Raw genomic sequence first — 15915 nt, 5'->3', positions numbered from 1 at the left:
ATTTAAGAGATAGTACCCTTTTTTTAAGTTCCAATGGAGATATCAGAAACTACTTATGCAAGTTTATTAGCCGGTTTAGACTATGATCTCTATCGACTCATTCACTACGTCACACATTTGGTACCAATTTTTATAATGTCACAGGCGATATCAATCTTACATCGGACTTCCTTTGTCATTCGGATCCGTCCACAACGGCAAAGTTCTATGCTGGAATAAAAGATAGTACAAGGAGAGTGGCTTTAACGAGGCTTCCTCCCCTACCTACGACCTAAGGTCGTTTATTAAAAAAATATAGTAATTACCTTTAGAACAATAAAACAGAGAAAGAAAAATGATAAAATTTGAAACGCCATAATGACAAATGAAAGAAAAAATGAGACAGTCGACTTTTGAGTATTTCGGTCAACTTTCCGGGACAACAAAATTGAACCTATAAGAAGTACCACGGTAATAATCAAAGCAGTTATAATTTCCATAGTCCTTTCCCCCTCCCTCTATAATATAGCCACTCAGTATCGCATAGAGTCTATTATCAGTATACTTCATTGACTTTAATTTTCATCCTAAAACCATGGATTTAAATTTATTCTTAGAAAGAAATAGAAAACGTTAAATGAACGTTCTCTATTTCTTTTACAAAAGCCTATGCGCCGCTTTCTCTGGGGAAAATTGTATGAGATATTAGAAAACTCCAGTAAACCTAACAGAACCTTGAATAGGTGAGCTGGATGTTGGATAAGTAAATCCGGCAACAGTAACATAATGCGTAATATCATAGTCATAGCTCAATTGTAAATACGAGGACATCGTATTAGCGTTATAAACCTGATTTGACAATCTGCGTTGTTCTGTAACTTGATAGAAGGTTCCTGGAATGCCTGTGGCCTTTGGTGTGATACTTCCAGAGCCTGCGGAGGTCCACCAGGCCTCTTCACCATACGTATAATGTTGGCCAGAAGCTGAATATATAACAGACAATGTAGAGGTATATTTAGTAGTTGTGGTCCGGGTTTCATAACTAATTGCGTTTATTACTGCAAGGCTAGAAGGCAAAAGAGGAAGAGGACTGACAGTGACATTATCGATTATTTTACTGGGTAGTTTCTTTCCCTCTTCAAGAGCTATTTCTAAGTCCGCTACTGTTTTGACACTAGCTATCGGTTTATCACTTTTAACTCCAGTGTTTGGATCAATGCCGTAGGCCTTAAGGATACTTTTCGCATTATCGGTAGTTATAATGGTATCCTTTGAAAACTTTTGGGTTGCAGCATCCTTATTGTTGGTTGAAGCAAAAACAGGACCACTTAAAGATAACGTTAAAAAGACTGCCAGAACACCAGTTAGTATGGATTTAATTTTCTTGGATTTTAGGATTGTCATAAAATATTACCTCCTCAATTTTAATACTGTCGAAATTAACCTAAGCAATTTAACTTATAGCGAGTTATAAAGAAAAACTACCCTCCCTTCTACCAAATTGCGTTCCATTATATAGAGAGTATAAGCATGGTAAAAGGTTACAACATATTTAAATTTTTTTTAAGGCCAGTCGCTTTTTGTTAAGTACATAGGCTATCTTCTATTCAGAATCAAGTTTATAGATTTTTTCCCTAGAAAACGATGTATAATCAACTACAATGCTACTCAGAGAGACGGATAACCTAGCCTTAGTGCAAGATTACCTAAGGCATAGTGAACCTAAGACTACAAGGCAATATGCAGTGATACTCGACGAACAGAAGAAACGAGCGGCCAATATGATTAAGTTTAAATAATTCACCCTCGCCAGTCACATAATAGGGCCAAGCTTCAATCAAAGATAGATAGGAATAAACAAAAGCTAAGTAGGCTCATTGAATCATATACTGATGGAATAATAGATAAGAATGAGCTTAAAGAGAAACGAGTGCAGTATGATGAAATCGTCAAAGCTTCAATGGAAGAAGTAGAACGCATAAGTGGTGTGTAATGCCCCCGCTTGTCAAGACACGATTTTGAAAATCTTAAGATAAACTCCTTTCCTCATAATCGGTCTTATTATCTAACTTGAGTAAAAGATGAGACCTATGGGATGGGGGGGTTACGACGCTCGGCGCTGGCCAGAAGGACCATTTGTCCTCTGCGGAGGAAAAATGTCCCTTCGGTCCTTTAGCTTGTCACATGAGCTGTTGTCCATGGGATACCAGCGAGCATATCCTCAGCCTTCGGCTTCGGTATCCCTCGTGGCACCCGGACAACTAACCCGACAGTTCAATCAAAGGACTCGGCCACGTTGACATATTGCTCTCTTTTTCACAAAAGTCAAGTTATACTACCTGTCCTTGAACGTCGTTTTGAGAATAGTAGATGCTGCTAGGAGTAGCATACTCGAGTGATTGATGTGGCCGGTTCCAGTTGTAATGCTTCATATAGTTCACGGTCATTTGCTTCAACTCTGTGACGGTCTCAGGAGCCTCTGGATACAAACGCTCCCAGTTATAGTTGCGAAAGAAGCGTTCAATTCTCGCATTATCTCTCGCCCGACCCTTACCGTTCATACTAATTCGAATAGTTTCCTTGCTCTTAATGCACTCGATATATGCCTTTGAAGTGAATTGACTTCCTTGATCTGAATTCATGATTTCAGGTTTTCCGTGGGTCTTTATGGCCTCTTCGACGGCTCGTATGACAAAGTCCGACTGCATGGTGTTACTCATAGCCCATCCGACGATTAAACGAGAGTGCCAATCAATGATGGCCACGAGATACATGAACCCTGAGGGCGTCCCACAGTACGTTATATCAATACCCCAAACCTGATTAACATGCGTGATTGGAACATTCCGTAGTAAATATGGGTATGTTCGATCTTGCAAGTCACGTTTGCTTAGGTTTGGACCAGGATAGAAGGCGACGATACCCATTTCGTCCATATATCTGCGCACTCTTCTTTTACCGATACCATGGAAACCCTTCTTTCTGAGTTCCTTCTGCATTCTTCGGCAACCATAAGAACACTCGTCATAGTGGATCTTGTCGATCGCGTTCTTAATATCCACTTCTTCCTGACTCGGTTCGGTCACGCCATGACTTTTGTAATAGGCCGATGAACGAGGTAACCCCAAAAGTTTACACTGGTGCTTGACGTAATCTTCGGATTCTCAAACTCTATAAGTTCCTTCTTTTCCGAATTTCTAAGACTTGCTCCTGTTTTTTTTTGAGCCAAGTCAAGTCTACCGTCAACTGACCAATCTGATTGATCAGATCCTCCTTCTCTGCAGAATGATCTTTCTTCAACTGCTTAACTTCAGTGTTCTTCTTATCAAACACGGCTGGCATATTCTCGATAAACTCAACTTTCCATCGACTAATAAGCTGTGGACTGACTCCATAGTTGGTGGCTATCTCATTGAGAGTACTTTCCTCTCTGAGAACCTCTAAAACGATCTTCGCTTTTTCCGCTGGGCTGTTCAATGTTTCCCTTAAACTTTACCCCCCCCTATCAATAAAATAAAATTTGATGCTTGTGCAGTAGGACACTTAACATCAAGGATAAACCCACCCAATGAAACAGACGTATATAATCTCATAGGTACACTGAAAGAGAAAAAAGACCTTAGCAATTTTCTAGAAAGCAAAGGGATAACATTTAAGGAGACATCAAATGGTTTAAACGCCTATTACAATAATGAATTATTAGACTGAGATAAGTTTGATAGTTCTTATGTTAACAGAGTAAGAGTCAGGTTGAGAAAAAGAGGAAAGTACATTGATAATTGTATAAATGGATTCCTGATAAACGATTACTTCTGGGAAGATAGCAATGTAGACCATATAAAAGGTTGTCCAGAGATAGTATCTGATATATGCTATCTCCTAAAAAGGCAGGATATCATAAGGGAGTGGCAGAAAGTAGCAGCCCCATACGCCTTAGGTTTCATAGCTGATGTAAAAGACATCGTAGTAGATGGATACTCACAACACAACACTTATTAAATCAAAGGTTTATTTCATCTATCAGAATGCAATTTATTATCTAATACAGGACTATCATAGAGAATGGGAACCAAGGAATGATAATTTAGTGCTGAGGCTGAAAGACAATATAACGGTAAGCAAAGAAAACATATAGGTTATTATAAAATAGAGGATGAGAAATGAATTAAAGGCTTGAAGATAATTGAAAATAATGTACAAAAAGGTGCATTATATAAATGAAGGGAAAGTCTATTAGTAGTGTTGAATTTCGAGAAGTGTTCCATAATGCTAAAAAACGACGATTGGTTAGAACGAATTGATAATGAAGTATGCATATGGTGAAATAAGGTTGTGAGAGAGCTCGAAAATTCTGTTCTGAACTATTCCAACTAGGAATTTGAGAAAATACAAGTGAATATTTCATAGTATATAGAAGAGAAGTATGGTTTATAGATGGAGGTGTTGTTTATGATGTATCCGTATATGATTTTATCTGATGAAACAGAGATAGTGCATTCGCACATTATTGAGGAAAATGGAGTGCAATGTGTGGAGGTGCATTTTGAATGTCCATCTGAAGAAGGCTTTGATGTAGCAAGATGCATATTGCCGTCTTATACATGGATTAAGCGTGAGGGGTTCAATGATAAAGAGATTGACAAATTCGATAAGTTCCTGCATTGTAATGCACATTTGTTGTATAAATATGCTGCAAGCGGAGGGATAAAAATTGCCTAGCCTCTAAATAATGGCAGGACCGCAAAGTGCCTATGCTTTTTACGGTCCTGCCATTATTTTGGGAGCTTTAAATCCATGGTCAATCAGGGAGAATGGGGAAAGTGGCTGGAGACTCGGTGAGTTACTCTCAAAGCATGGACAATAAACTGATACGCCTCTTTGAAGAGTATGGGACAAGCTGACTGCCGGCCAGGATGGTTCAAATTCGGAATCGATTCCGAATTTGAACTACAACCAGCGGATTATTCTCTTACATAATGTTCAACCTAAAAGCAGGCAAATGAGAGATGAAATAATTCATAAAATTATTTTAGAGAACATTTTAAGAGGCAGTACCTAATTCGCTGGGCGATTCGATATTTTTTATGTTAAGAAAGTCGAGTATCGTAAAAGCAGCTTTGCTATTATGTAGATACGAAAGGAGGGAAAACAATGTTAAACGAATTAAATCATGTGATTGACTATATTGAGGATCACTTAACCGATGATCTATCTCCAGAAATAATTTCAGAATATGCTGGAGTTTCCGACTATCACTTTAGAAAGATATTTTTTTATCTTTCAGGGTTAACGCTTAGTGAATATATCAAAAACAGAAGATTGTCGGAAGCAAGTATGGATTTATTACATGGAGAAAAAGTAACGGATGTTGCTTTTAAATATGGTTATCAGTCAATGGACGGCTTTACTCGTGCATTTAAAAAATGGAGTGGGTTATTACCCTCGGAAGTAATAAAAAAAGGCATGAGTAAATCCTTTCCCAAACTTTCATTCGTAATAACCGTCAAGGGAGGAATAACTATGGATTTTAGAATTGAAGACAAATCAGCGTTTAATTTAGTCGGTGTAAGTAAACGTGTCCCTATGCAATTTGAAGGGGTTAATCACGAGATTGTAAAGCTTGCCCAAAGCATAACGAACGAACAAAAAGAAGAAATGCATTCTCTCCAAAATATTGAACCTTATGAAATTGTCAATGCTTCTTATGAGGCTGACGCTAATTTCTTAAAAGAAGAGGGAGATTTAACTCACTTGATAGGTGTTTTAACGACTGAAAACCAAGTAAGTGATCGATTAGACAAAGTGCCGGTGGAAGCCTATACTTGGGCAATATTTCCGAATGAAGGATCCTTTCCTTCTGCGTTACAAGAAACAATGGCAAAAATATATTCGGAATGGCTACCTTCTTCCAATTACGAAGTAATCAATTCTCCTACTTTTTCTTTTACTAAAATGGATGCCCATAAAAAGGATTACGCCTATAGTGAAGTTTGGATTCCGGTTCGGAAAATAAAAAATTAAAAACACGGGCAGCTCTTTGGCTATAATTTTTGGCATGCTGCCGCCCAGGCGGCTGTAATCAACAAAGACCAATCAAAGTAGGCTAAAATGATATGAGTAAAGTTCATCAAACCTTTGTGCTAAGGCTCTGAAGAACTTCTATAAAAAAATATAACAAGGGTACTGACACATAATATTTTTAGTGTCAGTACCCTGTTTTGTAAGAAAGCTTAAAATAGTCAAAATATCCATTGAAATGTAACGACAAACGCGTTACCTTTTTATCAAAAGGAGATGATTAACATGGAAAAAACTACAACTTTAAATATAAGGATTAATCCTGACGTAAAAAGAAGGGCTGAGGAAGTCCTTTCACAACTCGGTATACCTATGTCCACAGCGATAGATATTTATCTGAAACAGATTTCAATAACCGGCGGAATACCTTTTGCTGTAACGTTGCCGAAAGCACCGGTTTCCGTAAACGCCGATTTGATGACAACGGACGAAATTCATGCGAAGTTAAAGGAAGGATACAGCGATATCGAAAAGGGTAATGTACAGGATGCATCTGCTGCCTTTCAGAGATTTCGAGAGACAAACGCATGAAGCATTATAAGATACAGATCACGGACAAGGCACTTTCTGATATGGAGGAGATTTACAATTATATCGCAGAGCAGCTACTTGCACCTGAAGTGGCCATGGGACAGTATAGTACAAAATAGAAAGTTAGAGTGCCCTTGACAATGTTTGAGAAATTGGAATATGATGAATAGGGTTTAAACGTTTGGATATAGGTTAAAATATGGATAACAACTGTGAAAAGGATAGTAATAAAGAACTTGGGTTTTAGAGACATAATCCTCGGGTGAAAGATTATGACGAAGGTTTTTTATGAAGATCACCTTGGAGTTGGGCGGCTGAAATAATCTAAGCTGTTCCGTAGACATACGTTACATGTTTTAAGCGATTAATGGCTTGTTTATTTAAGCTATCCATTAATAACAAGGGTGGTACCGCGGATAATCCGTCCCTGAGTCATTGACTTAGGGGCTTTTTGATGTTATTTACCCAATATGAAAGGAAGATGAGTATGTCTAACTTCAAACCGCTAACGGATCTACCGGTAGCGAAAAAGGAAAGTGAAATAGCTGATTACTGGAATGATCATAAGATCCTGGATAAAAGTATCGAAACCAGAGAGGGTAAAACACCTTTCGTGTTCTATGAAGGGCCTCCCACGGCCAACGGCAAACCAGGCATACACCACGTTATAGCCAGAACTTTGAAGGATTCAGTTTGCCGATACAAAACCATGCAGGGCTATCAAGTCAAGCGTAAGGCTGGATGGGATACTCATGGTCTTCCTGTGGAAATCGAAGTAGAGAAACAACTTAAACTTACCAACAAGCAAGAAATTGAAGCCTATGGAATCGCGGAGTTCAATCAGAAATGTCGGGAATCGGTGTTCAGCTATGAGAAGCAATGGCGAGATATGACTAAACGAATGGGATATTCAATCGATTTGGACCATCCCTACGTCACCCTCGATAATAATTATATTGAGAGCGTCTGGTGGATCCTTGATCAGTTTTTCAAAAAAGGTTTGATCTATGAAGGACACAAAATCCTGCCCTATTGCTCACGCTGTGGAACTGGGCTGGCCTCCCATGAAGTAGCCCAGGGCTATAAGTTAATAAAGACTAATACCGTCTTCGTAAAGTTTAAGCGAAAAGATGTCGAAGAGTTCTTTTTGGTCTGGACGACGACGCCCTGGACGCTTCCTTCGAATGTGGCACTGACGGTCAATCCTCAAGAAGTCTATCTGAGAGTGAGGCAGAATGAGGAGATTTATTATGTTGCCAAGACTTTGTCCCATAAAGTGTTGGGAGAAGAGTTTGAAGTTCTGGAAGAAATCAAGGGAAAAGATCTTGAGTTCGTAGAATATGAGCAGTTAATGCCGTTTGTAAAAGCGGATAAGAAGGCCTTCTTTGTTACGGTGGGCGATTATGTGACGACAGAGGATGGCACGGGAATTGTCCACACTGCTCCAGCCTTTGGGGAGGATGATTACAACATTGGCAAGAGGTATAATCTACCGGTTCTTCAGCCTGTTGATGAAACAGGGAAATTTGTAACCACTCCATGGAAAGGCAGCTTTGTCATGGATGCGGATCTCGATATTATCAAATGGTTGCACGGGGAAGGGAAACTATTTAAGAAAGAAAAAATGGAGCATAACTATCCTCACTGTTGGAGATGTCAGACCCCACTCCTTTATTATGCCAAACCAAGCTGGTATATCGAAGTCACAAAATTTAGAGATCAATTGGTTGAGAATAACAAAAGCGTTGAGTGGTATCCCGATTTTGTCGGCGAAAAAAGGTTTGGCAACTGGCTGGAAAATGCCAATGACTGGGCCTTGTCCAGAACTCGATACTGGGGAACACCGCTGAATATCTGGAGATGCGATTGCGGAAACACCACATCGATTGGCTCTCGACAAGAGCTGGTTGAAAAGGCAGTGGAAACGCTGGATGAGGCAACGATTGAATTGCACCGGCCTTTTGTGGATGATATTCACATTAAGTGCGCAAAATGCGGCGCAGCAATGACTAGGGTGAAAGATGTGATTGATTGCTGGTTTGACAGTGGCTCCATGCCTTTTGCTCAGCATCACTATCCCTTTGAAAATAGCGAGAACTTTGATCAGCTCTTTCCCGCCGACTACATCTGTGAGGGCATCGATCAGACCAGAGGCTGGTTCTATTCTCTCCTTGTGATCTCAACCTTCATCAAGGGAGTCGCACCTTATAAACGAGTACTGGTTAATGATTTGGTTCTCGATAAGGATGGGCATAAGATGTCTAAGTCCAAAGGAAATACAGTCAACCCGTTTGAATTGTTTGATCAATATGGAGCGGATGCTTTAAGATGGTATTTACTCCACGTTTCTCCGGCTTGGAGTCCAACGAAATTTGATATCGAAGGGATCAAGGAAGTACAGAGTAAATTTTTCAGTACGATGAGAAATGTGTATGCTTTCTTTTCCTTGTATGCCGAAACAGATAAGCTTGACCCACGGGACTTCTTTATTGATTACAAGGATCGCCCCGAGCTTGATCGATGGGTCCTATCAAAATATCATAGCCTTCTTCAAGGCGTCGAGTCAGATATGAGTGCCTTTGATCTGACCAAAGCAGTGAGAAAAATTACTGTGTTTGTCAATGAGGATTTTTCGAACTGGTATATAAGACGTTCGCGCAGACGCTTCTGGGGTTCAGAGCTTACGAATGATAAGAAAGCGGTCAACAATACGACTTATGAAATACTCGTGGGATTATCCAAGCTGGTGGCTCCCTTTGCGCCCTATATTTCCGAAGAACTCTATCGAAGCTTGACCGATGAACTATCTGTCCACTTAGCGGATTACCCTGTCGCCGATTTGAGCCTGATTGATGGTGAGTTGGAAACTAGAATGGATCTGGTGAGAAATCTAGTGGGCTTAGGCAGAGCGGCTAGGGAACAGGTCAGAATCAAGGTGCGACAACCTGTCCAACAGATCTTAATTGACGGTAAATATGAACAACTGATTGACTACATGCTTCCCTTAATCAAGGAGGAGCTTAATGTTAAGGAGGTCATGTTTGCCAAGGATTTAAGCCAGTATATGAACTTTAGCTTAAAGCCTAATTTCAAAGTAGCAGGGTCGATTTTTGGACCTAAAGTAAAATCCTTAGGCAAAGTACTGGCAGCCCTTGATGCCTCTTCTGTTGTGCCTAGATTAGAAGCTGGTGAAACGATTTCGATTGAGGTAGAGGGCGAAGGTGTAGACTTAGTTAAGGACTATGTCATCACTACGATCGCGGCTAAAGAAGGCTTTACAATGACCGTGGAGGACAATTTATTCGTAATCTTGGATACAACGCTTACCAAAGAGTTGATCGATGAAGGGTATGCGCGGGAGTTTGTCTCCAAGGTACAGCAAATGAGAAAATCTAATGACTATGAGATGATGGATAGAATCAAAATATACTATGATGGCGATGAGGAAATAGCTGAAGCTGTCAAACTGTATGAAGACTATATCAAACAAGAGACTTTAGCAAACTATATTGAGAGAATCAAGGATGATAGCTTAGAAAAGCAGAATCTTAACGGTCATGAGACAGGTTTGAAGCTTGAGAAAATGTAGGAGTGTTCCAGGTTAGGCAGGGGACCTAAATTGCAGTAGAAAAAACGAGGCTGGAAGCGATTATTTGCTTCCAGCCTCGTTTTTGTCCCGTTAATATTACAAGATGTTTTCCATAATAGTATTAAATGGAATTGGTCTTAAAGTGTTTGCAGTCACTCAGGCGGCTGTAATCAACAAAGACCAATTGAAGTAAGGTTTAAAATAGCATGAGCGGAGATCCAAAACTCTAATGCACCAAGGGTTTGAGAGACTTAGTATATAATAAAGTAAGGGTATTATTTCTTAGTGATCTTAAGAAATAATACCCTGTTTTTGTAGTTGTAAATTCTGTGAGTTGAATATACGATTGAAGACCTTGGTTCTTATAGATTTAATGAAAAATAATCATTGTTATCATAATGGGAACCTTTTTACAATCCCTAACCGGTAATATCGTTAATGTGGCGATACCCAAACTAACAGCTGTCTTAGGGACGAATGCCAACGAAGTTACCTGGATACTCACAGCTTACATGATGACTCAGGGAATCATAATTGCCCGGGCACATCCGTCTGGTTTCTTCTCAAATTCGGATCCGGATCCGAATTTGAATTCCCGTGGTCGGGTTTTAATCCATAAGTGCAGCCCTTGGGCCGCAAAATCACTGCCATAGGCAGGCAGTACATTTCCCTCATCGGACACGTCCATTTTCGTTCCGGAAAAGTTTTTGCCGGAACACCGGGGACTGTTGACTATATCGATCTGATAACGGACAACCTTTATTATGGATTTTGACTGGCCAAGCTTGGTCGGTCATTTTATCTTATGCACCTTGTCCGGCAGGGGTTACCCTTGTCTAGGGTATTTATAACAATAATAGCAGGAGGGCAAAGTGCCTATGCTCTTTACGGTCCTGCCATTATTTGGTCATCAGTGAGCTTCAAGAGATGCTTTAACTTGATCGAAATCATACCCTTCAGCAACTTTGGATATATCTTTCATCTTAGTTTCTTGGGGAACGTTTTCAGGAATTTTGAATAACACATAAAATTCTTTTAGATCTGTTTTGGTTGATTCGGCAGCTTCCTTGATACTCATAAAGCCTTTGATTTCGTCATAATTAATGGACTCTCCCGTCTTTAGTGATGCTGGAGTGAGTTGATATATTCCTAAAGCCTCTGACGCAACTATTGAACCAAAGAACACCACCACCACAAGGATGATTACGGTCATTGGCTTTATTCTTTTATTGCCAATCTGGTGATCTAGAGCTCCTGCCTTAGGGCAGCTTAGGACACAGGTCTGACAATTCAGACACTCTGCCGTAGTAACCTTCAAACTGTGCTGGACATCAATATTCATCGGACAACTCTTAGTACATAGTCCACAGTCAATACACACACTTTCGTTCCTTACTACTTTAAAGGGGCTTATTTTACCTATAATTCCGTAAAATGCCCCCATTGGACAAAGATATTTGCAAAAGAACCGGTCATAAATCAAGGACCCAAGGACAGTAATAACCAGAATTATTAACCCTACTGCCGATTCCTTCCACACACTTTCCAATCCTTCAGGAAGATGCCCATAAGCGGACCATGGATCATAAGGTGCCATCCATAATCCTGCTGTCTTCCATGCATAAACAACAGTAACCACAAACACTATATATTTGAGATATCTTAAAGGCTTATCGATAGAAGCAGGTATTATTAATTTTCTATTAAAGAATTTATTGCCCAGTCTTGCGAAGAATTCCTGAATTGCACCAAAGGGACAAATTAAGCCGCAAAAACTTCGTCTGAAGAGAATTGCAACAATTAGAGTGATAACGAACAACGTCAGGGTACCGGCAAATATTTTGCCGATGAAGCTTCCTGTTGTGAAGACCTGATAGAGGCTCTCAAGACCTCCGAAGGGACATAGTGCATGGATTGAGGGTGCCTTTGTTCCTCCTAATACTTGATGAAGATAGGCCGCAATGCTTATAAGCACAACGAATATGGACATTAGACCCCATCTCAAAAACTTGATCATCTTATTTCTCTTCAAACTAATCAACTCCCATACTCTTAGTCTCGAATAATCAATGTCCTCAGTGGTTAGCGGCTTTAAACTTTCCGTTCGGTATTGGTGTTCTATGCCCCTTTTTGAATTCTATTGAAGAGACTTCCTATTAAAATCACGGCAAAAAATACGATTCCGCTTATTGTAAGAACTGGAGGATTATATATATTAAAGGGATTGGTTGGTTCAATGATGTCTAGCGACCAGATAAAAGCTATTACTATAAATGCTGAAAAGAAGACTACTCTAATCTTATTTGAATTCCTATTTAATCGGAAAATGAAATCCTGCAGGGTACCAAACTGGCAGGCCCAAGCACAAATACCAGTTAGATAATCGTATTACGCATTTTTATAAACTCGACCGAACTTAAGTTCCCCCTGGCATATCTCTCCTTGAGAACTGATATTGCTGGACTATCGGAATTCTCGTCTTCCAAAATGGACTTAACTTCATAGTATTGAGAATCACTCAGTTCATTGTTTGCATATCTGACCTTTAATAGATCAAGGATGCGATCATGCTCAGACTTATTTTTTTGTGGGGTCAGAAATACTAAGTAGAAAACTGTGATAGCCAAAAGAAGGATACCAACTGTAAAGAACTGTGAATAGATAAGATTTACTCCACCATAGTGTTCAAATTTCATACTTACTCCTCCAGTCTAAAATCTTCCGGAAAAAGATTAGCCGGGAATAAATTCTTTGTTTCCCGGCCCGCGCATCAAAGGAAAATTATATTATTCATTCCAATGATTGTGGCCGCGGCAACGAGCTTTTTGAAGTTTTTCATAAATACACGCTCCTTTTGCTTCAGTATGTTTTAACCCCTGATGACTATATTCTAAGCTTTAGTTGTGTCAAAAGTATTACGAAAGTAGTGCAAAAGTAAGTTAATTTTGTAAGTACAAAAAGTGTTCCATAATGGTGAAAAATTGAGATTAGTCTATTTTGATAGTAACGGTTGAAGCTCCTAAAATTCTAATATACCAAGAGTTTCAGGTTAAAATAACAACTAACAAAACCAGGGTACCGTTAGAGCGGTACCCTGGTTTTGTTAGTTGTATATCCATTTTGGACAAGGTCGTTTTTTAAAATCCCGATTTTCATGTCGTTCTTACATTCTTAAAGCAAGTGTCCGCCTGACACTTCAATGTCCTGGGCTGTGACCCAGCCGAAATCATCGGACAATAAGTTCACAATGACCTTGGCAAGATCTTCGGGTTGGCCGATTCTGCCGAATACAGATTGCTCAGCCAGCGGGTTGATGAATTCAGGATGTTTATCGAATACTCCATCGCCAAAATTGCTGTGAGTAGGACCAGGAGAAACTGCGTTGACCCGAATTTTGCGCGGTGCAAGTTCTTTAGCGACGTAGCGAGTCCAAGATGACAACGCTGCTTTTATCGAGCCGTAGGCGGAGTAACCTGGAAATGATTGGTTCTTGGATGTGCTCGAGGTATTTACAATGGCTCCAGCATCCTCCATGAATTGGACGAGGTGTTGTGTTAAGAAAACGGGTCCTTTGAAGTTCGTATTAAGAATCTTGTCGAAGTACTCTTCGCTCATCTCAATGAACATCATTGGCCCACCGACACCGCCATTATTGACCAAGTAATCAAAAGTCGTTCTGTTCCAAACTTCTTTGAGGTTCTTTTTCACTTCCTGAACGAAACCTTCGAATGTTGATCTTTGAGTCAGATCCAACTTCAGTGCTACAGCCCGAACTCCCTTATTTTTCTCAATTTCCTTAACAACAGCTTCTGCTCTATCTTTATAGGAATTGTATGTGAGAATGACGCTAATTCCCCGCTTGCCAAGCTCAAGCGCGGTTGCTTTTCCAATGCCATTACTTCCACCTGTTACGATTGCGATTTTCATAAGATCCTCCTTGTTTTTGTTGTTCAATCTTGATTCTATTTTAGCCTTTTCTGATAAAACAAACTAGATCTAAAAGTTCCATTTAATTGCCTAAAAATATCACTAGTTCCTAAAACAACTTGAATTATCCCAAGTATTTACCTTTTAAAAAGCCTAAAAATGCCCCGGAGTTCGAAACTGTGTTGGAAAATAGGAAGTCGATATGATAGAATATGTGTATGAATAAAGTTTTAGATGAAATTATCGATCTAATGAAAAGAGCAGGCACTCGACCAATCGAAACCGGAGTACCTGGGCTAAGCATGATTATGGGAGACATTCCCACACATCAGCTCGCAGCGCTCTACAAGCCGATGATTGGTTTTACGATTCAAGGAACAAAGATTCTTTTAATTGGAGAACGTAGTACTGTCATGAAAGGGCCTTCATATTATGTGTTACCGATACATGTTCCTGCAACGGCGAGTGTACATCCAGGCCGTGATGGCCGTCCTTACATGTCCCTTGGTCTTGAGTTAAATCAGAATGTTCTTCAGAGTTTGCTAAGAGATCTTCCTGAAGATCTAATGCCAACTGCTTTTAAGCATTTCGCAGCTTGTGAAATAGACATCGAACTCATGGAGGCATGGCTGCGGTTATTGCGATTAATAAAAACTCCAAGAGATATTCCAGCGCTTGCACCGGCTTATGAACGAGAAATCCTTTATCGCGTTCTGATGGGATCGCAAGGATGGTATCTGAGGCAACTTGGCTTGAGAGAGAGTAATTTCTCTAAGATTTCTCAGACTGTAAAATGGCTTCGCGATAACTATACGAAGACAATTGACATCGGTGAGATCGCATCAAAATCTGGTATGGCTATCAATACCTTTCACCGTCAGTTTAAACGGGCAACGGGTTTAAGCCCGATTCAATTTCAAAAGCAGTTAAGGCTTTTAGAGGCCAGAAACCTCATGGCATTTGAGGGCTATGCAGTAGCCAGTGCCGCATATCAAGTTGGCTATCAGAGTCCCTCACAGTTTAATCGAGAGTACTCCCGCTTCTTCGGTGCACCTCCAGCTAGGGACACTGAGAAGCTAAGACGAATCGAAAGTGCGAGGGATTAGCGATCAGCTAGTCGCTTCTATCAAAGTAATCTAATCTCTACGATTAAGTTCTCGCTTTCAAAGCCTATATTAGGAGTGATGAGAATGCCAAATATTAAACCAATATCAGATTTGAGAAATTATACAGAAGTATTAAAAGAGGTATCCTTCAACAATCCGGTGTACCTTACCAGAAATGGAAGAGGTGAATATGCAATTATTAAATTGGAAGAACTCGATAAGCTCCGTGCAACAGTAACTTTTAGGAATTCATACAAGTTTTGAAGAGGATGAAGTTTACTGATTACTGGAAGTGTTTGATAATAGTGAAAAATGGAGATAGGTCTATTTTGCTAGCGGCAGCTCAGGCCGCTGTTAACAACAAAGGGGCAGTTTGCTGGATCTTATGCACCTTGTCCGGCAGGGGTTACCCTTGTCTAGGGTATTTGTGACAAAATAATGGCAAAACCGTAAAGCGCATAGGCACTTACGGTTTTGCCATTATTTTGTCACAAGTGAGGGCTTGAACACATAGGCTATGAGTAAGGTTGTTCAAATCCATGGTCAATCATGGAGAATGGGGAAAGTGGCCGGAGAGCTCGGTGATTTACTCTCAAAGCACGGGCCAACAAACTGATGTGCCTCTTTGAAGAGTAGGGGGCCAAGTTGACTCTGCCCAGGATGGTTCAAATTCGGAATCGATTCCGAATTTGAACTACACAAAAC

General features: G+C 40.0%; 14 protein-coding genes, 3 pseudogenes and 1 other annotated feature. Of the genes and pseudogenes, 11 read left to right on the top strand and 6 right to left on the bottom strand.

From position 1 onward, the window contains the following. Positions 1-101 precede the first annotated feature (101 nt). A pseudogene (locus BUB11_RS29035) lies at positions 102-275 on the top strand (hypothetical protein); the annotation flags it as partial. 409 nt (positions 276-684) lie between these two features. Here the strand turns inward: BUB11_RS29035 and BUB11_RS06220 are convergent. Further along, entirely contained in the window at positions 685-1383 is a 699-nt protein-coding gene (locus tag BUB11_RS06220) for a hypothetical protein (protein ID WP_073028623.1), read from the bottom strand. A 254-nt stretch (positions 1384-1637) separates the two neighbouring features. On the opposite strand from BUB11_RS06220, the pseudogene BUB11_RS28930 reads away from it, so the two are divergent. After that, positions 1638-1778: pseudogene (locus tag BUB11_RS28930) on the top strand (tyrosine-type recombinase/integrase); the annotation flags it as partial. Between the two features lie 531 nt (positions 1779-2309). Here the strand turns inward: BUB11_RS28930 and BUB11_RS06215 are convergent. Then, positions 2310-3456, bottom strand: a pseudogene (locus BUB11_RS06215) (IS3 family transposase). 273 nt (positions 3457-3729) lie between these two features. Between BUB11_RS06215 and BUB11_RS06205 the strand changes: the two are divergent. The 6 genes from BUB11_RS06205 (at position 3730) to ileS (ending at position 10177) form a co-directional block, all read left to right on the top strand. Further along, positions 3730-3978 carry a hypothetical protein gene (locus tag BUB11_RS06205; protein WP_073028618.1) on the top strand — a complete coding sequence of 83 codons (249 nt, stop codon included), beginning with the start codon at positions 3730-3732 and terminating at the stop codon, positions 3976-3978. A 450-nt stretch (positions 3979-4428) separates the two neighbouring features. Next, positions 4429-4698: a hypothetical protein gene (locus BUB11_RS06200; RefSeq protein ID WP_073028616.1), complete on the top strand. Its 270-nt coding sequence runs from the start codon at positions 4429-4431 to the stop codon at positions 4696-4698. A gap of 432 nt (positions 4699-5130) precedes the next feature. Next, positions 5131-6000, top strand: coding sequence for an AraC family transcriptional regulator (locus tag BUB11_RS06195; RefSeq protein WP_073028615.1), 870 nt, complete (start codon positions 5131-5133; stop codon positions 5998-6000). A gap of 282 nt (positions 6001-6282) precedes the next feature. Then, a complete protein-coding gene (locus BUB11_RS06190; RefSeq protein ID WP_073028613.1) occupies positions 6283-6588 on the top strand; it encodes a type II toxin-antitoxin system RelB/DinJ family antitoxin in 306 nt (101 codons plus the stop codon). Then, complete coding sequence (locus tag BUB11_RS06185) at positions 6585-6707, top strand: hypothetical protein (protein ID WP_345788570.1); 123 nt, start codon at positions 6585-6587, stop codon at positions 6705-6707. Before BUB11_RS06190 ends, BUB11_RS06185 begins: the two co-directional genes overlap by 4 nt. 84 nt (positions 6708-6791) lie before the next feature. Next, positions 6792-7020 (top strand) — a binding site (T-box leader). Between the two features lie 55 nt (positions 7021-7075). Then, positions 7076-10177 (top strand): isoleucine--tRNA ligase, encoded by a 3102-nt coding sequence (ileS, locus tag BUB11_RS06180; protein WP_073028612.1) that lies wholly within the window; start codon positions 7076-7078, stop codon positions 10175-10177. A gap of 520 nt (positions 10178-10697) precedes the next feature. On the opposite strand, the gene BUB11_RS28005 is transcribed toward ileS, so the two are convergent. The 4 genes from BUB11_RS28005 to BUB11_RS06165 form a co-directional block, all read right to left on the bottom strand. Beyond that, on the bottom strand, positions 10698-10865 hold the full coding sequence (locus BUB11_RS28005) for a hypothetical protein (RefSeq protein WP_207650029.1): 168 nt from the start codon (positions 10863-10865) through the stop codon (positions 10698-10700). Between the two features lie 222 nt (positions 10866-11087). Further along, entirely contained in the window at positions 11088-12209 is a 1122-nt protein-coding gene (locus BUB11_RS06175) for a 4Fe-4S binding protein (protein WP_073028610.1), read from the bottom strand. A gap of 343 nt (positions 12210-12552) precedes the next feature. Beyond that, entirely contained in the window at positions 12553-12873 is a 321-nt protein-coding gene (locus tag BUB11_RS06170; protein ID WP_073028608.1) for an SHOCT domain-containing protein, read from the bottom strand. A 475-nt stretch (positions 12874-13348) separates the two neighbouring features. Then, positions 13349-14104, bottom strand: coding sequence for an SDR family NAD(P)-dependent oxidoreductase (locus tag BUB11_RS06165; protein WP_073028607.1), 756 nt, complete (start codon positions 14102-14104; stop codon positions 13349-13351). Positions 14105-14322: 218 nt separating this feature from the next. Between BUB11_RS06165 and BUB11_RS06160 the strand changes: the two genes are divergently transcribed. From BUB11_RS06160 to BUB11_RS28180, 3 genes are all read left to right on the top strand, one after another. Continuing rightward, a complete protein-coding gene (locus BUB11_RS06160; RefSeq protein ID WP_073028885.1) occupies positions 14323-15210 on the top strand; it encodes an AraC family transcriptional regulator in 888 nt (295 codons plus the stop codon). An 84-nt stretch (positions 15211-15294) separates the two neighbouring features. Further along, complete coding sequence (locus BUB11_RS06155; protein ID WP_345788569.1) at positions 15295-15474, top strand: type II toxin-antitoxin system Phd/YefM family antitoxin; 180 nt, start codon at positions 15295-15297, stop codon at positions 15472-15474. Positions 15475-15749: 275 nt separating this feature from the next. Continuing rightward, positions 15750-15839 carry a DUF3102 domain-containing protein gene (locus BUB11_RS28180; RefSeq protein WP_073028606.1) on the top strand — a complete coding sequence of 30 codons (90 nt, stop codon included), beginning with the start codon at positions 15750-15752 and terminating at the stop codon, positions 15837-15839. Positions 15840-15915: the final 76 nt, after the last annotated feature.

Source organism: Desulfosporosinus lacus DSM 15449, from assembly GCF_900129935.1.
GTDB classification, from domain to species: Bacteria; Bacillota; Desulfitobacteriia; order Desulfitobacteriales; family Desulfitobacteriaceae; genus Desulfosporosinus; species Desulfosporosinus lacus.
Note: the sequence above shows the minus strand (reverse complement) of the source record. Positions and strands in the feature narration are given on the sequence as shown.